20 protein-coding genes are annotated in these 20,976 nt (G+C 58.7%); 13 read left to right on the top strand and 7 right to left on the bottom strand.

Going from position 1 to position 20,976, the window contains the following annotated elements:
* Positions 1 to 6: 6 nt before the first annotated feature.
* The gene (locus JBE38_RS24065; protein ID WP_090372059.1) at positions 7 to 315 is read left to right on the top strand and encodes an RcnB family protein; all 309 of its coding nucleotides are present in this window, start codon (positions 7 to 9) and stop codon (positions 313 to 315) included.
* Between the two features lie 76 nt (positions 316 to 391).
* Positions 392 to 1,585, top strand: coding sequence for an MFS transporter (locus JBE38_RS24060; protein ID WP_205345294.1), 1,194 nt, complete (start codon positions 392 to 394; stop codon positions 1,583 to 1,585).
* On the opposite strand, the gene JBE38_RS24055 is transcribed toward JBE38_RS24060, so the two are convergent.
* Positions 1,548 to 1,820: a DUF1652 domain-containing protein gene (locus JBE38_RS24055; protein ID WP_090372055.1), complete on the bottom strand. Its 273-nt coding sequence runs from the start codon at positions 1,818 to 1,820 to the stop codon at positions 1,548 to 1,550. The two genes, JBE38_RS24060 and JBE38_RS24055, sit on opposite strands and share 38 nt — an antisense overlap.
* 102 nt (positions 1,821 to 1,922) lie before the next feature.
* Complete coding sequence (locus JBE38_RS24050) at positions 1,923 to 3,419, bottom strand: PAS domain S-box protein (protein WP_205345293.1); 1,497 nt, start codon at positions 3,417 to 3,419, stop codon at positions 1,923 to 1,925.
* Positions 3,420 to 3,594: 175 nt separating this feature from the next.
* On the opposite strand from JBE38_RS24050, the gene JBE38_RS24045 reads away from it, so the two are divergent.
* Positions 3,595 to 4,563: a hypothetical protein gene (locus JBE38_RS24045; protein WP_205345292.1), complete on the top strand. Its 969-nt coding sequence runs from the start codon at positions 3,595 to 3,597 to the stop codon at positions 4,561 to 4,563.
* A 78-nt stretch (positions 4,564 to 4,641) separates the two neighbouring features.
* The gene (locus JBE38_RS24040) at positions 4,642 to 5,262 is read left to right on the top strand and encodes a transglycosylase SLT domain-containing protein (RefSeq protein ID WP_060756436.1); all 621 of its coding nucleotides are present in this window, start codon (positions 4,642 to 4,644) and stop codon (positions 5,260 to 5,262) included.
* Positions 5,263 to 5,323: 61 nt separating this feature from the next.
* Here the strand turns inward: JBE38_RS24040 and JBE38_RS24035 are convergent, their stop codons facing one another.
* From JBE38_RS24035 to JBE38_RS24025, 3 genes are all read right to left on the bottom strand, one after another.
* Positions 5,324 to 6,490 carry a hypothetical protein gene (locus JBE38_RS24035; protein ID WP_205345291.1) on the bottom strand — a complete coding sequence of 389 codons (1,167 nt, stop codon included), beginning with the start codon at positions 6,488 to 6,490 and terminating at the stop codon, positions 5,324 to 5,326.
* A gap of 14 nt (positions 6,491 to 6,504) precedes the next feature.
* Positions 6,505 to 7,392: a nitrilase family protein gene (locus JBE38_RS24030; protein WP_090372049.1), complete on the bottom strand. Its 888-nt coding sequence runs from the start codon at positions 7,390 to 7,392 to the stop codon at positions 6,505 to 6,507.
* A gap of 103 nt (positions 7,393 to 7,495) precedes the next feature.
* On the bottom strand, positions 7,496 to 9,457 hold the full coding sequence (locus JBE38_RS24025; RefSeq protein WP_205345290.1) for a flavin monoamine oxidase family protein: 1,962 nt from the start codon (positions 9,455 to 9,457) through the stop codon (positions 7,496 to 7,498).
* Between the two features lie 259 nt (positions 9,458 to 9,716).
* Here JBE38_RS24025 and JBE38_RS24020 point away from each other — a divergent pair, with 259 nt between their 5' ends.
* The 7 genes from JBE38_RS24020 (at position 9,717) to JBE38_RS23995 (ending at position 16,969) form a co-directional block, all read left to right on the top strand.
* Positions 9,717 to 10,061: an FKBP-type peptidyl-prolyl cis-trans isomerase gene (locus JBE38_RS24020; RefSeq protein ID WP_060756432.1), complete on the top strand. Its 345-nt coding sequence runs from the start codon at positions 9,717 to 9,719 to the stop codon at positions 10,059 to 10,061.
* 12 nt (positions 10,062 to 10,073) lie between these two features.
* Entirely contained in the window at positions 10,074 to 10,673 is a 600-nt protein-coding gene (locus JBE38_RS24015) for a GNAT family N-acetyltransferase (RefSeq protein WP_104993267.1), read from the top strand.
* A gap of 324 nt (positions 10,674 to 10,997) precedes the next feature.
* On the top strand, positions 10,998 to 11,126 hold the full coding sequence (locus JBE38_RS27840) for a hypothetical protein (protein WP_275113256.1): 129 nt from the start codon (positions 10,998 to 11,000) through the stop codon (positions 11,124 to 11,126).
* A 32-nt stretch (positions 11,127 to 11,158) separates the two neighbouring features.
* Positions 11,159 to 11,875: an MgtC/SapB family protein gene (locus JBE38_RS24010; RefSeq protein ID WP_205345289.1), complete on the top strand. Its 717-nt coding sequence runs from the start codon at positions 11,159 to 11,161 to the stop codon at positions 11,873 to 11,875.
* 294 nt (positions 11,876 to 12,169) lie between these two features.
* Entirely contained in the window at positions 12,170 to 12,796 is a 627-nt protein-coding gene (locus tag JBE38_RS24005) for a response regulator transcription factor (RefSeq protein WP_060756428.1), read from the top strand.
* A 1-nt stretch (position 12,797) separates the two neighbouring features.
* Entirely contained in the window at positions 12,798 to 16,412 is a 3,615-nt protein-coding gene (locus JBE38_RS24000) for a transporter substrate-binding domain-containing protein (RefSeq protein WP_205345288.1), read from the top strand.
* Between the two features lie 134 nt (positions 16,413 to 16,546).
* Positions 16,547 to 16,969 carry a hypothetical protein gene (locus JBE38_RS23995; protein WP_060756426.1) on the top strand — a complete coding sequence of 141 codons (423 nt, stop codon included), beginning with the start codon at positions 16,547 to 16,549 and terminating at the stop codon, positions 16,967 to 16,969.
* Here JBE38_RS23995 and dkgB read toward each other — a convergent pair.
* Both dkgB and JBE38_RS23985 read right to left on the bottom strand, forming a co-directional pair.
* On the bottom strand, positions 16,966 to 17,784 hold the full coding sequence (dkgB, locus tag JBE38_RS23990) for a 2,5-didehydrogluconate reductase DkgB (protein WP_060756425.1): 819 nt from the start codon (positions 17,782 to 17,784) through the stop codon (positions 16,966 to 16,968). The genes JBE38_RS23995 and dkgB overlap by 4 nt on opposite strands.
* A gap of 168 nt (positions 17,785 to 17,952) precedes the next feature.
* On the bottom strand, positions 17,953 to 19,032 hold the full coding sequence (locus JBE38_RS23985; RefSeq protein WP_205345287.1) for a 3-deoxy-7-phosphoheptulonate synthase: 1,080 nt from the start codon (positions 19,030 to 19,032) through the stop codon (positions 17,953 to 17,955).
* Positions 19,033 to 19,637: 605 nt separating this feature from the next.
* On the opposite strand from JBE38_RS23985, the gene JBE38_RS23980 reads away from it, so the two are divergent.
* Positions 19,638 to 20,387 carry a carbon-nitrogen hydrolase family protein gene (locus JBE38_RS23980; RefSeq protein ID WP_205345286.1) on the top strand — a complete coding sequence of 250 codons (750 nt, stop codon included), beginning with the start codon at positions 19,638 to 19,640 and terminating at the stop codon, positions 20,385 to 20,387.
* Between the two features lie 19 nt (positions 20,388 to 20,406).
* Positions 20,407 to 20,841 (top strand): GNAT family N-acetyltransferase, encoded by a 435-nt coding sequence (locus JBE38_RS23975; protein WP_205345285.1) that lies wholly within the window; start codon positions 20,407 to 20,409, stop codon positions 20,839 to 20,841.
* Positions 20,842 to 20,976: the final 135 nt, after the last annotated feature.

The raw sequence follows: 20,976 nt of genomic DNA, 5'->3' as shown, positions 1-20,976 counted from the left end.
GTACCCATGAAGTCAAAAACCCTCGTTGCCTGCCTGCTGCTCACCGCCGGCCTGTCCACTGCCAGCTTCGTCGTGCAAGCCAGTGATGCTCCGCAGGAAACCGTGCAGCCTTCAAGCATCAACGCCCGTGACTTGAAGGAAGGCGACCGTGCCCCGGATATCCTGATGCGCAAGGAATCGGCGATCAGCAACTGGAAAAAACACGGTCTCAAGCAGCCTGAAGCCGACAGCCAGTGGGCGCGGGTCGGCGATAAATTCGTGTTGCTCAAGACCACCAACGGCACCATTCTCGAGATCACGCCCGTTAAAAAATGACCTCCCGTAACACCCTGCTCTTGCGTTAAGGTAACCGGCCCGACGGACCGCGTTACCTTCAAAGAAAGAGAGCAGGATGCTTGCCACAATAAGAAACTACCCCCGCACGGTTAACCTGTTGCTGTCCGCCACATTGATGCTGACGTTGGCCAAGGCAATCACCTTTCCCTACCTGGTCATTTACCTCACCAGCCGCTTTGGCCTCGATATCTCACAGGTTGGCCTGGTGATCGGCAGTTCGTTGATTGTCGGCTCGCTGCTCAGTGTCTACGGCGGCTTTCTGGTCGACCGCATCAACAGTTATCGCCTGCTGCTCGGCTTGAGCGCGCTGTTTGTACTGGGCTTTATCGGCACGGTGCTCGCGGGGAATATCTGGGCGTTCTACAGCTGCCTGATCCTGATCAACCTGGCCTACGCCGTGATCGATATTGCGGTCAAAGCCGGCTTCGCCAGCCTGTTGCCGGAAGACGCGCGCAGTGAAGTGTTTTCCATCAAGTACACCCTGACCAATATCGGTTATGCGATCGGGCCGGCGTTCGGGGCGGTGGTGGCCAAGCTGGATATCAGCCTGCCGTTTCTGCTGTCGGCGCTGTTGGGCGTCGGGTTTTTCCTGCTGTACTGGCGCTGGGGCGATCGCACGCTGACCAGCGTCGATGCCACGCAAAAACCCGTGCCGTTCATGGCCGTAGGCCGTGTGCTGCTGCGAGATCATCGCCTGGTGTGCTTTACCTTGGGCGGCGTACTCAGCGCCGTTGTGTTCGGCCAATTCACCGCCTGGCTGTCGCAGTACCTGGTCACCACCACGACAGCGCAATACACCTACACCGTGATCAGCGCCGTGCTCACCACCAATGCCGTGGGGGTTATCGCCTTGCAGTACGTGATCGGCCGGCGCATCTCGCACCGCTACCTGGGCCAGTGGCTGGTCGCCGGCTTGGGCATGTTCATGTTGGGCTTGATCGGCTTTGCGCTGGCCACCAGCGTGGTGTGGTGGGTAGTGGCGATGGCGGTATTTACCGTGGGGGAAATCATCGTGTTCCCGGCCGAGTACATGTTTATCGACCGGATCGCCCCGGACCACTTGCGTGGCATGTATTACGGGGCGCAGAACCTGTCCAACCTGGGCGCCGCGCTGGGGCCGGTGTTGTGCGGGCTGGTATTGGCCAACCTGCCGGCCCAAACCCTGTTCTACATGCTGGGGGCGTTCATTGTCGGCGGTGGAGTGTTCTATTTCATTGGGGCGTCGTTGAAGGCAAATCATCCAGCGTAAGCTTGCCCACGTTGTTGCTTTCCAGCTCGTAGCGCAGCTCTTCGACCATCTTGGCGACTTCTTGCGGGGTCTGTAGTCGGTTGGTGCTGATCCCGGTGACCACCAGGTCGACCCGGCCCGTTGCGGCGTCGAAGACCTTGAGGGTCAGGGATGCGTCCCGGCACAGGGTGAATTCGCAGGTCAGTGGCGACAGGCCTTCTTCGATGCAGTTTCGCAATTGAGAGACGGTAAACATGCGGGTTCCTTCATGGCATCAATACGATGCCTTGAAGGTTATGGCTTAGCCTGGGCCGCAATAAGGTGAGTTCGCACTAGTCGCACTAGTGCATTTGCACTTTCATGGCTTGTTTTTCAGGCGCAATTCACCGGCGAACAGCCCGCGTTCGCGGGCCCAGACGATGGCGCCACTGCGGCTGTGCACCCCCAGTTTGGAATACACCGTGGAGACATGGTTACGCACGGTATTGGGCGCCAGTTTCAGGCGTGAGGCGATCTCCTTGTCGGCCAGCCCCTCGCAAATCAAACCCAGCACATCGCGCTCTCGAGCGGTGAGGTCGGTAAAGGCCACGTTCGGCGAATTGGGGCTCTTGACGCTCTTGGCGTTCGCAAGTTTCTCGATCAGGGTCTGGCTGAACCAGGACGCGTCCTGCATCACTTCCTCGATCGCCGCGACGAGTTCAAGCTCGGTGCGCTTGCGTTCGGTGATGTTCATCAGCACCAGCAGGTAGCAGGGCACGTCCTGGATGATCACGGTGTCGGCGGAGGCCACGCAGTCGATCACTTCATTGCCTTTCTTGCGCACCTTGATGTCCTGGCCTTCCAGCCGACCGGCTTTTTCCAGGTTGGCAAACAGTTGCTCGCTCGCTTGAGGGTTGTCGATAAAGTCGATTTCCTCAATGGCTTTGCCGATCAATTCCTCACTGGTATAGCCGGTGATGTCCATGAAGGCTTCATTGATATCCACGATCTGGCGGTTGTCCGCGCTGCACATCAGGGTGGGTACGGGCGTCAGTCGGAACGACTTGGCGAAGCGCTCTTCACTCTGGCGCAAGGCAATTTCCGCCTTGCGTCGTGGCTCCAGGTCCATGAACGAAAAGAGCATGCAGTCTTCTTCGTTCATGTCCAGCGGCTGGCCGGCGACGATCACCAGTTTGCTACCCCCTTCAGGCAGCCGCAATTCGGCCTGCATCTGCGGGATGGTCGAGCCTTCACCCAGACGCTGGATGGCCAGGTCCTTGCGCTCGGCCTGCTCCAGTACGTCCAGTTCATAGACGGATTTGCCGATGACCTGATCGCGGTTGTAGCCGGTCATCTCCAAAAAGCCCTGGTTGACCTTGATGTAGCGCAGGTCGCTCAAGCGGCAGATCACCGCCGGTGCCGGGTTGGCATTGAAGGTTTTTTCGAAGCGCTGCTCGGCGCTGGCCCATTCGGTGGCGTCGCTGAGGATCAGCACCAGCAGTTCGGGTTCGTCGTGTGAGTCGGTGATGACCAGGCTGCGCAGGCGGTGTACCCAGGTTTTCTCCTCCTCTGCGCAGGGGGTGACTTCGACCATCACATCGCTGAACTCTTCGCCCGCCGCTGCACGAGCGAGGGGGTAGTTTTCCAGTTGCACCGGGTGGTTGTTGCGATAACGCAGGGCGAAGCGCTGCGCGTACTCCTGCGTGTTGGCGCCCAATGCTACGACTGACTCCACACCGTGCATGCGCAATGCGGCTTCGTTGGCCCAGAGAATGGTCTGGTCGACTTCGGCCAGAATCACACCGTCGGACAGCCCGGAAATGATCTGCTGCAGTTGGCGACGGTTGGTTTCTTTGGCAAGAACGTCCCGGGTCATAGAATCTCCTTGGGTTTTGGGCACATGGAAGTACGACATCCGGGCATCAGGATAGTGCAGAGCAATTCCCCATGCGGGGGTGCGAATGCACCAGGTGGCATGGTGCATTTGAACGAGGACGCCGGACAGCGCGCTCGCCAGACTGAAATGGTCAATCACTGTCAAAGGATCGAACATGACCACTGTCTATGAAACCCATCGTTCTGCATTTCGCGTGTCCTGGAGCTCTGTGCTGGCCGGTAGTGCAATTGCCCTGGTGACTTACCTGGTGCTCAGTGTGTTGGGCACTGCCATCGGCGCCAGTGCCATCGATCCGATGGAGGCGGGTAACCCGTTGCGGGGTTTTGGTACGGGCGCAGGTATCTGGTTGTTTGTCTCCACGCTGCTGGCAATTGCCGCTGGCGCGTTTGTGGCGGGGCGTACCGCACCGGATCGCGGTGGCTTGCACGGCGTACTCACCTGGACCTTGACCACCTTGTTCACCACTTGGCTGTTGGCGGCATTGGCCTCCGGCGTTGTGGGTACGGCGGGCAATGTGGTGGGCAAGGGCCTGTCCGCTGCCGGCAGTGGCATCGCCGCTGTGGCGCCGGGTATCAGTGATAGCGTCAAGCAGCAACTGGACGAGCAGGGCATCCACCTGGATTGGAACAGCCTGCAAAGTCAGCTCGACACTTTGCTCAAGCAAAGCGGTAAACCTGAACTGGACCCGGCCAACGTTGAGCAGAAAGCCGATCAGGCGACGGCCGACGGCAAGCAATCGGCGACGGCTGCCGCTACGGACCCGACCCAGGCCGGCGATGCGTTGAAGCAGTGGTTCGATCGAGTCAAAGCCTCCGGCGAGCCTGCCTTGAATGCCGCGGATAAAGACGCGCTGATCAACATCGTTGCGGCCCGTACCGGCAAGAGCAAGGCTGAGGCCACCCAGATCGTCGACAATTATGCTCAGGCGTATCAACAAGCCGTGCAGAAGGTCGATGAGCTCAAGCAACAGGCCGAGCAAAAGGCTCGTGAGGCCGGTGAAGTGGCGGCCAAGCAAGTGTCCCGCGCAGCGTGGAGCACCTTGGCGATGCTGTTGCTGGGTGCTGCCTTGAGTTTCCTGGTAGGGCGCCTGGCACTGACAACGCGTCGCGTACCTTTGGCGTAAAGCTGTTTGCGGCAAGGACGCCGCTTCGCTGAACGCGTAAAATGCCGGCTTTTTACGCGTATCACACAAAGGTGCCCCTTGAGCGCAGGCAAAGCCGTCGGACTGTTGTTACTCACCTCACTGCTGGCGGCCTGCGGCACCTCGCCGCCACGCACACCCAATGATATCTGCGGCATCTTCCGCGAAAAGGACGACTGGTACGACGCCGCCAAAGTCACGCAAAAGCGCTGGGGCGTGCCGATCCAGGTACCGTTCGCCATCATGTACCAGGAGTCCGGCTTCCGGCAGGACGCCTTGGCCCCGCGTAAATATCTGCTCTGGATCATTCCCTGGGGCCGCGTCTCCACGGCCGCCGGCTACGCGCAGGCCAAAGATGAGGTGTGGAACGATTACCGCAAAAGCACCGGCCGCAGCGGCGCCAGCCGCCAGGACTTCGACGACGCGATCGACTTTGTCGGCTGGTACATGGACAAGACCTACACCATCAATGGCGTGTACAAATACGACGCCTACGGTCAATACCTGAACTACCACGAAGGGTGGGGCGGCTACCGCCAACGCACCTACGCCGCCAAAGCCTGGCTGCCACCGGTGGCGAGCAAGGTGCAGGCACGCTCGCAGATGTATGCGGCGCAATATGCCGGGTGCAAGGATGATTTGGGGCGGGGGTTCTGGAGTCGGTTTTGGCGGTGGTTGTGAGGTCGAAATGTTTGTCTGCTCCCACGCTGTTCAATGTACAGCGTGGGAAAACCTCAGTGACTCAGGCTAACCAGCCCACCAGCGGCACCACCAGCAGCGTGCTTAGCGCCATCGCTATTACATTGCCGATATACGGATGAAAGTGCGGGGGCATTCGCCCAGCCATTGCGCAGGCCAGGGGCGGTGCAATCAGTGCGCCCAGTAAGGCACTTGAGCCGATCACCGTCCAACTGCCACCGTGTGCCAATACTGCCGCAGGCACCACCGATACCAGCGGAACGTAGGTTGGATACCAGCCCCGTTTGATCCATTGTTGCCGCCAGATCACCACACCCAGCGCGGATGTCAGGGCCTGCGCGCCGATCATGTGCAACACCAGGCCCGACCCATAAGCCGGACTGAGCGGGTTAAGGGCGTATGCCAGTAGCACCCCGGCCAGCAGCCCAAGGCTGGCCAGCTCATTTCCGAAAAAGGGGGCTTCAGAGAAGTCCGCCAACACCCGGCGCAGGCTCCACACTACGCCATAGGTGGGTGGCTTGGCCGGCATGGGTCTGATGGGCGCGATGTAGTCTGACCGCACCAGTGCAGGCAGACGATGGCAAAGCAGGAACGCGATGACACTCCCAGTCGCCATGCCCAGCACATTGCCGATCACCACCGGTAAGCCCAGTGGCGTGCATACAAAGTTCACGATCAAGAGACACATCGGCGTAACCAGCAGTGCCCCTGATAACGCACCATTGAGCGTAACCTTCCAGCCTCCACCGAACATCAGCACCATCGCCGCCGGCAATGAGACGAAGGCTGCAAACGTCGGTTGCCATGTCTCGGAACTGACGCTCCACCCCCATAACAAGTTGCTCAGCAGTAGCCCCAGCAGTGAGCTGGTGACTAGCCAAGGCCATAGCCCGGTACCATAGGCAATGGAAAAACCTTGCCAGGTTTTCCCGCGCTTGCTTGCCCACCAAGCCAGGTAGGCGCCACCCAGCAAACCGAGCGAAGCAAGCTCGTGCTTGTAGAAGGCAACTTCACTGATGTCCCCGAGTATCCAGCGCAGCCAGGCAGCGGGATGGGGCAGGCTTTCGGTCATTTCGGCATAGCCCGGCCAAGACCCTTGATGACTCAGGGTGACCCAGAACACCAGCAATACGCTTATCAAACCCAGGATGAAGACCGTGGTATCGGCTCTCGATCGGACGAGTGTTGCCTTGGTAAATAACGTTTCCATGGGTGCCCCTCCGATCAGCGTGGCAGGGCAGGGTGTTGGCAATACCCGAGCATTTGATCGTAGAGGTCAGTGCGTCGGTCGCGTTGCAGGTCATTGAGGCTGTTCCAGATTGGCGCACTTCGGGCACTGGTGATATCGATGTCTGCGAACAGGATTTCCTGGCGATTGGGCGAAGCGACAGCGCCGATAGGCCAGCCATTGGTTCCTGCAATCAGCGAGCAACCGAGATAACGGGCATCGCGCTCTTCACCAATGCGGCTGGCAGCCGCGATAAATACGTTGTTCACATGGGCCGCGGTCATCGTCAGGTACGAGGCCATGCATTTGCCTGCGTCGTCGAATAACGGCGGTGGTGTCCAAACCCAATTATTCAGACTGCAAATGATATCGGCGCCTTGCTGGCTGAGAATGCGCGGTACTTCTGGAAACCAGATGTCCCAGCAGATCAGCAAACCGATGCGGCCGATGGGCGTTTCAAACACCGGAAAACCTGTATCTCCGGGGGAAAACCAGAGCTTTTCCAGGTTCCACAAATGAGCTTTGCGATATTTTCCGATAAACCCGTCGGGCCCTAACAGGACGGCTGTATTGAACAACCGCGTGTCGTCAATTTCGCTCAAGCCCGCAACCAGATACACCTGGTGCCTGCAGGCAAAATCAATCCACGCCCGCACACTGGCGCCGTCCGGTACCGTTTCGGCATGATCAAAGGCATCCTGGCGACTGCTGAAGAAGTACCCACAGTTGGAAAGTTCGGGCAGTACGATCAGGTTGGCGCCGCCGTTCACGGCTTCGGTTGCCAATGCAAGACTTTGGTGCAGGTTGTTGGCGCGGTTGTCGATACCGACTTGAGGGTCAAGCTGGATGACCGCTACGCGGGCGGGGCTTATTGGTTCGCTCATGAAGATGACCTCTTATTGTTATACAACCAGGAAATGGTTGGGCGTTTATAAGAGGTGACAACTTGTTTGAATGAAAGTCGGATGGTTCCTACTGCGTAGTAGTCTATTTCTGTTGATTGAGTTGCGTTTTATACGCTGGATAGTTTTGAATGATAAAACCTCCATTAAAAAGCGCTTGGGTTTTGTTGCAGATGTGGATCACCGTATCAATCGCACCTCTGAAACAGGGTTCAGTCCAGCCGGCATCGACAGAAAAGGATTCACCGCAGAGATAAAGGTCCGATGTGTAAGAAAACTCTCTGTTGTATTTCATCAAGGTCACTGCCTCGTAGTAGGCGCCTGCACGATAGAGTTTTGCACAACCGAGTGAGTTTTTATTGTTCATCCAGCGTTGGACTACCGCTTGTTCGCGGCCGATATAAGGTGATATTTTTTGTTTTATATTGCTTGACTTTAAAAGGATCCTATCCAGTTCCTCTATACATTTATTCACAAGCTCCTTGTCGCTGAATATCGAGAGTTTTGTAGCGCCATCTTCCCATGTGTAGCTGAGCAGTATGCAGTCATAGGTGCTGTTTTTGTTGTAGCGGTAAGTATAGACGTCGTGTACCAAGCTATCGGTAACGATAGCTTGGGGAATGGTTTTGTTATGTGAGAGAAAAGACTTTTTAAGCGGAGCGTACACTTTGCAACTGGTTTCCCAGTGAGCGGCTTTGTAGGCCGCCACTATCTCGAATGGGAGCATTGTCTGATCGAAGTTTTCGAGAAGGATTTGTGTCTCTATCAGCCACGAAGGGAGCGTCATGACAACGGAGTCAGCGTCGATGAATTTCTTCTTCATCTCATCTGGATGTGCGGCGTTCCAGTCATAGTAAACGCGTATTTGACCATTTTTAAGTTTTTTCAGTTTTGTCACTGAGCTGCTGGTCAGCAAGCCGGAAGGACTCTTCATCAGGTGCTCATACAATGATTCCTGGGTCTCGTCTGATTTTATGAATAAGAGAGATTCTGCGAGAGCGCCTAATCCTACGTACTTGGGTTTGTTAAAGTGAAGTCCGCTGGAGTCCACAGTTTCTGTAGCGTCCAAATAAGGCGAGGCTACCGGGGTTCCGTCTGCGCTCACGCGTCCATGGATCAATTGCAGATGGCTGCTGAACCCAAATATCGCAGTGCGTAGGGGGTAAATTGAGCAAACGTCATAGAAGGCTCCCCAACTGCCATCACCGATTCCAATAGAGTAGAAAACAGCTGACTCCTGCGCGGTCATGCCCAGCCCGCCGAAATTGCCTGGATCGCTGGCCTGCCATCTATCAATAGCGGGCATTTTCACCAGGTCGCGAAATGAAATACCTTCGTATTTTTTGACGATGGAAGCCCACATATCATCCCAGTGTTCGCAGCCGTAATGCTCCGATACATGCAGGGTCATGCGTTCAGCGAAAATCTTCCATTTTGCGAAGACGGCACCTAGGGTTTCACCCGGTGGTGCTGTTTTTCCATCGGTGTTTTTCCATATAAGCAGGGTGGGCTCGATGTGGCCATCTATGCTCCCTTCTCGTAGGTATATTCCAGTTGACCGAACGGCAGGACTGCCTGGGTTAGGGAAGTCTGAATGAACCAATTCAAATACGCTCGCATAATAAGCCATGAGTGAGCGCCCGTCTTTTGGGGGCTCATCGGACGTATTGAAAAAAGGCATTCTCATGGCGCCCATTTCAAAAGGCGGGCGGCCGAGGGTATTGCTATTGTTGCTCCCAAAGACTGTGAGATGCCTGCCGCCGATGCGCTGGGACTTTTCAATGAGCGTAATGTTTGTGAAGCCGCACCGATGTAGTTCTCGTGCGGTTGTTAAACCTGTAATGCCTGCCCCAACAATGCAGATTTTATGATGGTTTTGCGTGGCCTGTGCGATACCGTTTTTTTGCTCTACCAATGCGCGATAGTCAAAGCACAAGTCTGGCGGGTTAGGGAATCTGGCTCTCCATTTATCATTAGGAGAGCGCTTTTTTCGATGATGCTTGTGGGCGATGTCGGCCGGATAGTTGAAGCTTGAGCCTATTGTCATTGTGAGGTTCGCTGATCAGATGATTGTCTGTTCATAGGTTGTCTTCAGTCACTGGGACAAGAGAATAAGCAGGGAGTGATTTTTGGCTGGGGAAAATCGTGTTCTTTAGTAGGGAAACCGCAAACCGCCAACGTGACCCTGCGCCTTTTTGAGGTTTCCTGGTCACGAGCCGCTCGTTGAACCGGCCGTTCCGCCCACTTGCCAAACCCCACCAATTCTGGGAAAACCCCCAACCTTTGCGCCGACAACGAGATTCCCCATGAGCACTGACGAACTGCAGATCACCGACATCCGCCCCGGCACCGGCAAGGCCGTCGTCAAGGGCGCGTTGATCACCACCCAATACACCGGCACCCTGGAGGATGGCACGGTGTTCGATTCGTCCTGGGAGCGCGGCAAACCGTTCCAGTGTGTGATCGGCACGGGGCGGGTGATCAAGGGCTGGGACCAGGGCCTGATGGGCATGCAGGTGGGCGGTGTGCGCACGTTGTTCGTGCCGGCGCACCTGGCGTATGGGGAGCGATCAATAGGTGCGCATATCAAGCCCAACAGCAACCTGCGCTTCGAAATTGAATTGCTGGAAGTGCTCACGCGGGATGATTGAACGAGGGTGGACATGGACGTTGATGCTCAAGCGATACCGGACTGCTCTATCGAGGGTGTTCGGGTAAGTGAGTTGGGCAGTTGCGATGAAGCTCAGTTGCAACGCTTGTTTGAGCGGGCGCCGGATTACTTCATTGCCGTGAATGGCGAACCGGCGACGCCGACCGAGGCGCACGAGGAGTTGCAGGACTGTCTGCCCGCAGGTTGGAGCTGCAGCCGGATGTACTGGCTGGGTTACCGGGGGAGTGATGACCAACTGGTCGCTGTGGTGAATATCGCCGCAGACTTGCTGGCAGCCGGTGTGTGGCATATCGGGTTGCTGTTGGTCGATAAGCGTATGCATGGCACCGGTTTCGCTCATCGCTTGCATGAAGACCTTGAAGCATGGGCGGTGAAGCGCGGGGCCCGATGGCTTCGGCTGACGGTAGTCATCGGCAATACCAAGGCCGAGCGTTTCTGGCCCAGGCTGGGTTATGTGCAGGTGCGTACCCGCGAGGGCATCGCGATGGGGCGCCGGGTGAACCGGGTGTCGATACAGATCAAGGCGTTGGCCAATGGGCAGGTTGATGATTACTTGGCGGTGGTGGCGAGGGATCGTCCGGGCGCGCCCTGAAAATCGCCTGCCTGAACTTACCCTGAAGAATTGTCTCATTCACCATGCGGATACTTTCCTACGGTTTACTCCCGCGCAAACGGGGCGTAAGCTTCGCGCGTTTTCATCAATAGCGGAGACCCTCAGTGGGTACTTGTTCGAGTGACAGTTGTCGGCCGGTTTCGGTAATCGGCACCTACTTGGCAAGATAACGCGCGTTCTTGCGATGCCGTTGTCTCGCCTTGGATTGCGAGAAGCGGCATCCCGGCAGCGGCCAGTCCTGGCACCTGCCCGAATCCCTCTCATGACGCTGATCAGCACCTGGCTCACGCCGGGATGCCACGCATGCGCCTGCCTTTTATGATGGGCGCTGCGTACTGCTCGATCCTTGACATCACCCCGTTGCCACACCTGTGGTATGGGGTTGATGCCGACACGCCGTGCCCCGGTAGTGAAGGGTTTCCACATCCGTAATTCTGGCGGGTAATGAGCAGGGAAGAATCCTTATGCAAGCAATCAACAACATCAACCTCAACTCCCTCGTGGATACTGTGGTCAGCCTCACCGCGGCGTTTATTCTGGGCGGCCTGATCGGTTTTGAGCGCCAGTACCGTCAGCGTACGGCAGGCCTGCGTACCAACGTGCTGGTCGCCGTGGGGGCGGCGATTTTCGTCGACATGGCCAACCGCCTCGGAGGTGCGGAAGGCGCGGTGCGCGTGGTTGCGTACGTGGTGTCGGGCATCGGTTTTCTGGGGGCGGGCGTGATCATGCGGGAAGAGGGCAATGTGCGTGGGCTCAACACCGCCGCTACCCTCTGGGCCTCGGCGGCGGTGGGGGCCTGTGCCGGCGCCGACCTGATTCTCGAAGCTCTGCTGGGCACCCTGTTTATACTGGCGGCCAACACGCTGCTGCGGCCGATCGTCAATAACATCAACCGCCAGCCGTTGGATGTGGTGTCGGCAGAGGTCACCAATATTCTCTATGTGATTGCGCGGCGCAGCCAGCAACAGGCGGTGATGGTGTTGCTGGAAGCCGAGTTGGCGCGCTGCAATTACCCAGCCAGTGATGTCGACGTGCGGCCGTTCGGCACTGAGGAAGTGGAAATCGAGGCAACCCTGGTCGCGACGTCGGTCGATGGGGATGAATTGGATGCGCTGGTGACGCGTATTTCCATGTCAACTCTGGTGGTGCAGGCCTTTTGGAGCCCGAGTACCACCGACTGAGCCTCCTATGAAAACCCGGCGGGTCCAAGGGTTGGCAGGTTGTGCGCGGAAAAGTCCTACACTCAATTAGGATTATCCTTTCAGATGGGGCGTTATTACGTTGTTAAGGTTGCGCACTTGCGGCTGACGGGCCCTTTGGTCCGGCTTCGCGTGCTCGTGGTGTTTTCAATTGAAGGGGCCGGCAGCGCCTGGTGATTGCCTGGAATGTGCGCAGTACCGTTGGTCGGGACTGTCATTTCTCACAGGTGCCGAGGCTCTACGTAATGTGAAAGGGTGTCTACTTAGGGGAGTTTTATGGCCACAGCGTTAATCGCGGAAGACCACCCGTTTATCCGTGCCACGGTCAGGCATCTATTGAAGCTGGAAGGTTTCGATGAGATCTACGAGGCGGGCAACGGTGCGGATGCCATGCAACTGGCGCGGGAGAAGTGTCCCAGCCTGATCATCATGGACCTGGCAATGCCCAAGATGGGGGGGCTGGAAGTGATCAGCCGGATCAAGTCGCTGGGCTTGCCGTGCAAGATCCTGGTGCTCACGTCGTACCTGGCGGTGTTTTTTTCCACCCGCTGCATGCGTGCCGGGGCCATGGGGTTTGTCGCCAAGACCGGTGAACTGGACGAACTGCAAAAGGCGATCAAGGCGATCATGTCCGGTTACAGTTGCTTCCCCAGTATCGCCACCAGCTCGGTGCGTCGCGATGATTTGCAAGTGACGGAGGCGGCCATGGTGGAGGCACTGTCAGACCGCGAATTGATGGTGCTGCAAAAACTCGCCCAGGGCCTGGGCAACAAGGATATCGCCGAAGACCTGTTGCTGAGCCACAAGACCGTCAGTACCTACAAGACTCGACTCAAAGAGAAGTTGCATATGTCATCGGTGGTGCATCTGTCCAAGTTTGCCCAACGCAATCATCTGATCTGAAATGACCCGCGCCACGTTTTTGAGGTTTACCGCGATCTGGCTGGTGAGCCTGTTGCCTCTGTGCGCGGCCGCTCTCGATGAGCCGCGCACGCTGCGGCTGTTGGGGCATTCGCGGGTGGAGCAAGCCAGTGTGGTGCTGGATGAAGCTCAACTGCGCTGGCTGCGCGAGCGGCGAACCTTGGTGATGGGCGTGTCCGCCCCGGATTACGCGCCTTTTGACTTGACCAATAACAACGACGAACTTGAAGGGGTCACTGCCGATTACGCCGCCTTGATCGGGCAGATCCTGAATATGCCCATTGAGGTGCGGCGCTACGATACCCGTGATGAGGTCATTGAGGCGCTCAAACAAGGCAGCGTGGATTTCCTCGGCTCAGCCAATGGTTATGAAGCGGCCGACCCGCAGTTGCGCCTGTCCCGTTCCTATGCCAATGATCAGCCCACGTTGGTGACCCGCACCGGTGACAGCCAGGCGCTGAGTGACGACCTGGCCGGCAAACGCGTGGCGATGCTCTATCACTATATGCAGCCCGCCGCGGTGCAGGCCTTCTATCCCCGTGCCCGGTTGGAGCTGTTTCCCTCGACCGTCGAAGCCCTCGGCGCGGTGGCGTTTGGTAACGCCGATGTGTACCTGGGCGATGCCATCAGCACCAGTTACCTGATCAACCACAACCATCTGAATAACGTGCGCATGGCCGACTTCTCTGCCCTGGAAGTCAACCCTTTTGCCTTTGCCGTCACCCGTGAAAATACCCGTTTGCTGCCCATACTGGACACCGCCCTGGCGGTCATTCCGGCGAGCGAGCAGATGGAAATCCTGCGTCGTTGGAGCGCCGGCAACCTCGGGATCGTCGGTACCGGCCGCTTGCACCTGAGTGCCAGCGAACAGCGCTGGTTGCAGAAACATCCGCGGGTCAAGGTCGCGACGCTCGACAAATTCGTACCATTGTCGTTTTTCGATGAGCACGGGCAATTCGAAGGGTTGAGCGCCGAAGTGTTGTCGCGCATCAGCCTGCGTACCGGCTTGAAGTTCGATGTGGTCTCGGGCACTTCAATGCCGCAGCAGATCGATCAAGTCAGTACGGGCGCGGCGGACATGCTGGCGGTGGTCACCCCCAGCGTCGAGCGTGCCGAGAAGATACGCTTCAGTCGGCCCTATCTCACCAATCCCTTTGTGCTGGTCACGCGCAGTGACGAACGCAGCCCGCTCACCCTGGAAGACATGGTGGGCAAACGCCTGGCGCTGATCCCCGGCAATGGCCTGCGTGATGCGATCACGCAGAATTTCCCGGGGGTTGAATTTGTCGACGTTGAGAACCCGGAGCAAGCCATGGCGCTGGTAGCCAATGGGGGAGTGGACGGCGCGGTCAATTCGCTGATCAGTGCGCGCTACCTCATAGCACGGTACTACCGCGACCGATTGCGGGTATCCAGCACGGTTGGCTCCGAGCCGGCTCGCGTCACGTTTGGCGTCAATCGCAGTCAGCTGGAGCTGTACTCGATCCTCGATAAGGCGTTGCTGAGTATCACGCCTCAGGAGATGGATGAATTGATAGGTCGTTGGCGCAACGACATCATCATCGAGGACAGTTACTGGTTGCGTCACCGCAACGCGATCATTCAAGGCTTCGGGTTGGCGGCACTGTTGCTGCTGGTCACATTGGGCTGGGCCATTTATCTGCGCAGCTTGATCCGCAAGCGGGTGCAGGCCGAGCGGGCGTTGAGTGATCAGATGATCTTCATGCGCGCCTTGATCGACGGTACGCCGCACCCGATTTATGTGCGTGACCGACAGGGGCGCTTGATGGCTTGCAACAGCGCCTATCTGGATGTGTTTGGCTTCAAGCTCGAAGACGTGATCGGCAAGACCGTGGTGGAAACCGACACGGGCAATCCCCCGCAGGCCCGGTCATTCCATGAGGATTACTTGCGGTTGATGGCTGACGGCGAGCCGCAGATTCAGGACCGCATACTCAAGGTGCCCACGGGAGAGGTGCTGACGATCTACCAGTGGATGCTGCCGTACCGTGATCGTGATGAGAAGGTGGTGGGCATGATCGCCGGCTGGCTGGATGTGAGCGAGCGTCAGCGGCTGCTGGGCCAATTGCAGGAGGCCAAGGATGATGCCGACGCCGCCAACCGGGCCAAGACCACATTTCTGGCGACGATGAGCCACGAAATCCGCACGCCGATGAACGCGGTGATCGGCATGATCGAGCTGGCCCTGAAAAATGCCGAGCAGGGCCGGGCCGATCGTGATGCGCTGGAAGTGGCCTCGGTGGCTTCGCGCGGCATGTTGGAGCTGATCGGCGATATCCTCGATATCGCGCGGATCGAGTCGGGGCATTTGTCACTGGCATTGCAGCCGGCCAATCTGCATGAGTTGCTGGCCTCGGTGGTGCGGGTGTTCGAGGGGCTGGCACGGGTCAAGGAGTTGGTGCTGCAGGTTGAGTTGGACCCGCTGAAGGGGCACATCGTGATGCTCGACCCGCTGCGCTTCAAACAGGTGATCTCCAATTTGCTGAGCAACGCGATCAAGTTCACCCCGCAGGGCCAGGTCAAGATGGGTGCCCAGGTGCTTGATGAAGGCGAGTATTTGAGCGTGCAGTTGTGGGTGCAGGACACGGGCGTCGGTATCAGTGCCCAGGATCAACAACGGCTGTTCAACCCTTTTGTCCAGGGCGGCAACAGTGAGCAGTCGGCCCGCAGCGGGTCTGGCCTCGGGCTGGTCATCAGCCGCAGCCTCTGTGAAATGATGGGGGGGCAGTTGCACCTGAGCAGTGTGCTGGGGCAGGGCACTCGAGTCGATGTGACGTTGAGGCTGGCGCGGGCCGCTGCATTGCCGGCCCAGGCGCTGCCGGCGGGCGTACAGACCCCGTCGGCCCGGGCGCTGCGCATTCTGGTGGTGGACGACTACCCGGCCAATCGCCTGCTGCTGGCCCGGCAGTTGAATTTCCTGGGGCATCAAATCACCACGGCCGAAGACGGAATTCAAGGGCTGGCGCAGTGGCAGGCCGGGCACTTCGACGGGGTTATCACGGACTGCAATATGCCGCTCAAGAACGGCTACCAGTTGGCGCAGGACATTCGTGCACAGGAGCGCGCACAGGGCCTGACGCCGTGCCTGCTGCTGGGTTTCACCGCCAATGCGCAACCCGAAGAAACCGAGCGCTGTCGGCAGGCCGGCATGGACGGGTGCCTATTCAAGCCCACGGGGCTCGAGGATCTGCGGAGCGCGTTGGCTCCCCTCACCGCCAGCCTTTGCGAACCAGAAGTGGCCGCGTTCGATTTGAGCACCTTGGCCGCATTGACGGGTGGAGATCCCCATGTCCTTGAAGAATTACTGATGCCACTGCTCGACAGTCTGGCGGCGGATCGCACGCTGTTGTCGACGCTGCAACGCAAAGCCGATTTCGCCGGGCTGCACGACCTGGCCCATCGTGCCAAGGGTGGGGCGCGGATGGTCAAGGCACGCACGCTGATCCAGGGGTGTGAAGCGTTGGCGACCGTCTGTGAGCGCCGCGACCGCGAAGCGTTGGGGCCAGTGGTTAAAGCGCTGGATGATGCGATCGATGATTTGCAGCGTGGCCTGAGCGCGCATTGCAAGCGGCCTTGACCGCAGTTGATGGCCATTCGGTGGATTTGGGAGAACTCCTACGCGAAGGGGGAACATGCCTGATTTTGTCGTCGAGGTATGTCTGGAAAATGGTCGGCACTCACTGACGAGTACTGCCAGCCCAGGGGCTTGCCATGCCGAACAAAGCACTGACTATCCTGATTGCCGATGAACAGCACCTGCAAAGGCTGTACATCGAAAAAATGCTCAACCAGTTGGGGTATCACCGGATTGTGCCGGTGCAAACCTTCGAAGAGGTCCAGATCCTGACGGCCATCCCGGCCGAACCCTTCGATGTGCTAATCATCAATGCGGGGCTGGCGGCCTGTGCTGACGGGCCAAACCCGCAGGTGCGCCATGTGCTGGTCTACGACCAGCTCGACATGGGAGCGCTCGCCGGCGCAACGCCGACGGTGCTGGTACGCCTGCCAGGTGTGCCGGACAACGTCAATCTTGAACACTTCATGGACATCATCGATCCACCCGCGTCCCCCCAGGGGCTGCGGGTGTTGCCATGGCTGCGGGAGTTATCCCGCCGCCCCGTGGCCGGGGTCTAGTCCCACTTCGGTGCGATGCCCTTAGGGCTGGTCAAGCGGTGGCCGCGTTCGAGGCCGGCAATCTGCGCCATATCGGCTGGGCTCAAGGTCAGTTGCAGGGCCTTGAGGTTGCTTGCCAGGTTGGCACGCTTGGTCGACGACGGGATCACTGCGTAGCCCAGCTGCATGGCCCAGGCCAGGGTGACTTGCGCCGGGGTGGCCTGATGGCGTTCGGCAATCTGTTGGATTACCGGGTCGTTCAACACTTCGCCGTAGGCCAGGGTCATGTACGAGGTGATCTGGATGCCATGGGCGGTGGCGAAATCCACCACCTTGCGGTTTTGCAGGTAAGGGTGGAGTTCGATCTGGTTGGTCGCGATGTTCTCTGCGCCCACTGCGGCAATGGCCTGCTTCATCAGGTCGATGGTGAAGTTGGAAATGCCGATCTGGCGTGTCAGGCCCAGGCGCTTGGCTTCCAGCAACTGCTCCATGAATTGGGCGACGGGCACCTGGTCTTCCGGCGATGGCCAATGAATCAGGGTCAGGTCCAGATAGTCGGTCTGCAGTTTGCGCAGGCTTTCCTTGAGGCTTGGAATCAACTGGCCTTCGGCGAAGTTGGCGATCCAGATCTTGCTGGTGATGAACAGCTCATCACGCGGCACACCACTGTCGGCGATGGCTTGGCCGACTTGTGCTTCGTTCTCGTAGATCTGCGCGGTATCGATGACGCGATAACCCAGTTCCAGGCCGGTGCTGACGGAGTCGATGACCACTTGGCCTTGCAGGCGGAAAGTGCCGAGGCCGAAGGCCGGAACAGGTTGTTGGGGAATAGACATCGGTAACTCCTGAAGGGCGATAAACAACGAAGCCGAGTATCCGCCCGTCGTTCCTTCGGAAAAACCGCTTGATCCGAAAAGGACTCTTGACTGCAAATCACGAATCGCAGCCTCAGCCCGAGTCCAGGGGGGAGTAAGGGGGCTGAGACTTGCTCGCTCCTGCAGGCGTCAGTTGGCGTTGCGATGCAGGCGCAGACGTTCGGCGGCGCTACGCAACAACTGCTCGGTGCCGTCCCAACCCAGGCAACCATCCGTCACCGACACACCGTATTTCATGGCCGCGCTCAGCGGTTGGCAGCCTTCGAACAAATGGCTCTCGAGCATCATGCCGATCAGCGAGGTATCGCCCTGCAAGCGCTGCTCCAGCACGTCGTTGAATACGGCGGGTTGACGCAGCGGGTCTTTGCCACTGTTGGCATGACTGCAGTCAACCATGATCCGCGCCGCCACCTTGGATTTGGCCAGGTCGTGCTTCACCTGCGCCACGCTTTGCGCATCGTAGTTCGGCCCACGATGACCGCCGCGCAGCACCAGGTGCGTGTCGGGGTTGCCGGGGGTCTGGATGATCGCCGGATGGCCCTGGCTGTCGACGCCGAAATGGCGGTGTGGGTGAGACGCCGAGCGCATCGCATCACAGGCAATCGCGACGCCGCCGTCGGTGCCGTTCTTGAAGCCCACGGGCATACCCAGGCCGCTGGCCATTTCGCGATGGATCTGCGATTCAGTGGTACGCGCACCGATGGCGACCCAACTGAGCAGGTCATCGAAGTAGCCGGCAGCCATGGGTTGCAGCAGTTCGGTAGCGACCGGCAGGCCCAGGCGCAGCATTTCGCGCATCAGTTCGCGGGACAGGCTGAGGCCGGTAGCCATGTCATCGCTGCCGTCCAGGTGTGGGTCGTAGGCCAGGCCTTTCCAGCCGATGGTGGTGCGCGGTTTTTCGACGTAGGCGCGGATCACCAGCAGCATCTGGTCGCTGACGTCCCGGGCGAGCTTTTTCAGATTGCGTGCGTATTCCATGGCCGATTCCGGGTCGTGGATCGAACACGGGCCGACAATCACCAGCAAGCGTGAATCTTCGCCATTGAGAATGGCGCGCACGGCTTGGCGATGGGCGTGGATCTGTTCAACGAGGAACGGGCTGAGAGGCAGTTGGTGCTTTAAATCCAGGGAGCTGGGCAGACGCTGAGTCAGGGCTTCATTGGCGCTGTTCAGGTTCGAAACGGGCAGAGCGGCGACGGAGGAGTTCATATTCAAGGCTTCCTGGGCAAGCGGCGGGTTGTTCCCGCGCGCTCTGCCCTACTGGGGTGTTCGACAATTGGCCGTATTGGCTGCGTGTGTTGGCTTGCCACCAAGAGGTGACCGATCGGAGGCGGCAGGCTGTCCCGAACGGAGCTTGCTAAATCGCCAGGCAGTGCAGGTGTCGTAGCGGTAATAGGTGGCGTAGTTCATGTCGTGTTTTCCTTGAGTGTTCCGAAAATAAGTGGGGCCTGAAAAAACAAAACCCCCGGTCGGGGAGCCGACCGGGGGTTTAGATTTCTCTGGTAGGCGACCTCTTGAGTAGTGGGCGCCGATTTCAGGTATCAGGCGCGCCAGTGGCTAAACCAATACCCAAAATAAAAGCTTGCAGCTGCGCTCGAACCGCTCACACGGGTAGCCGATACCGAGCGCTGGGCGCTGGCAGCAGGGCAAACCTGAGTGTGGGTGAGTTGCAACATGGTGTGTCTCCGAAAGATGGAAGGAGCTTACTAGAGGCGCACGGGTGGATTCAATCAGTAATTTCTATTGCCTGAGAGGACTGACGACTATGGGCCGAGATATGCTCAAAGAACCTTGATGAGTGCCTGGACGTAACCATGACTGCCTTGACCCTTGCTGCGGCTCAATCGATTTCCATCGCGGGTGATGTCGCGGCCAATATCGAACGGCACCGGGTCTTCATGCAGGCGGCAGCCGAGCGTGGTGTGCAATGCCTGGTATTTCCGGAGTTGTCGTTGACGGGGTATGAGCCGTCCTTGGCTGCGGCATTGGCGATTGATCCACACGATCGGGTGCTGGCACCGCTGCGCGACAGCGCACGTGAACTGCGCTTGACGGTGGTGGTCGGGATGCCGATCCGGCTGGCGCCAGAGGCGGGCGTATCGATTGGTGCACTGGTGTTGGCGGCAGACGGTTCATTGGCGGTCTACACCAAGCAACATCTGCACCCAGGCGAAGAGGTGGCATTTGTCGCGGGGCAGGGTGGCCGGGCGCTTGAGTTCGGGAGCGAGCGGATTGCGTTGGCGGTTTGCGCTGACTTCTCCCACGCCAGCCATCCACGCCAGGCCGCACAAGCCGGCGCCAGTGTGTACGCCGCCGGCGTGCTGATCAGCGAAGGCGGCTATGCGACGGACAGTGCCTTGCTCCAGGGCTATGCTGTTGAACATGGCCTGCTGGTGTTAATGGCCAACCACGGTGGCCCGTCTGGCGGCTGGGCTTGCGCCGGTCGCAGTGCCATCTGGGACGCCGAGGGGCGCCTGGTGGCTGCCGCGCCGGGTGTTGGCGATGCACTCCTGGTTGCCCAACGCACCGACGGCGGCTGGAGTGGCTACGCAGTCGACCTTTGAGTTGAAGGAGCGCAACCTCATGGGGTTTCACCTGCGCGAAGCGACCTCTCAGGACCGCTTGTTTGCCCGGACCCTGACCTACGAGGCGATGAACCATTATTACCTGCAGTATGGTTTGTCATGGTCGGATAATGGCTTTGATACCGCTTGGGCCTGTCGGGAAAACTGGCTGGTTTGCCGCGATGAGCGTGTCATGGGCTTTATCAGCGTGAGTTGTGACAGCGCGGCGCTGTACATCCGCGAGTTGCATATGCTCGACGGTGCGCGCGGGCAAGGTGCTGGCAGTTGGGTGTTGGCGCAGATGGCGCTGAAGGCTCGCGAGCAGGGCCTGCTGCGCCTGACCGTGTTCAAGACAAACCCGGCCAGGCGGCTTTATCAGCGCATGGGCTTGAGTATCGTCGGTGACGAAGGCTGCTTCTGGCGGATGGAAAGGGTCTGTCGCTCACCTTCCTGACCGCTCAGTTGGGTTGAACAGGAAAAAAACAGGTCGCACCCCCGTAAATCCTGACCGTTCTCACAGCAAACTGCGCTAATCGCGTCGCGCTGTGTGGCCGCTATGTATCCAAACTCTATATATATGACGCTTGCA

This window comes from Pseudomonas sp. ICBG1301, assembly GCF_016918385.1.
Taxonomy (GTDB): Bacteria; Pseudomonadota; Gammaproteobacteria; order Pseudomonadales; family Pseudomonadaceae; genus Aquipseudomonas; species Aquipseudomonas palleroniana.
Note: the sequence above shows the minus strand (reverse complement) of the source record. Positions and strands in the feature narration are given on the sequence as shown.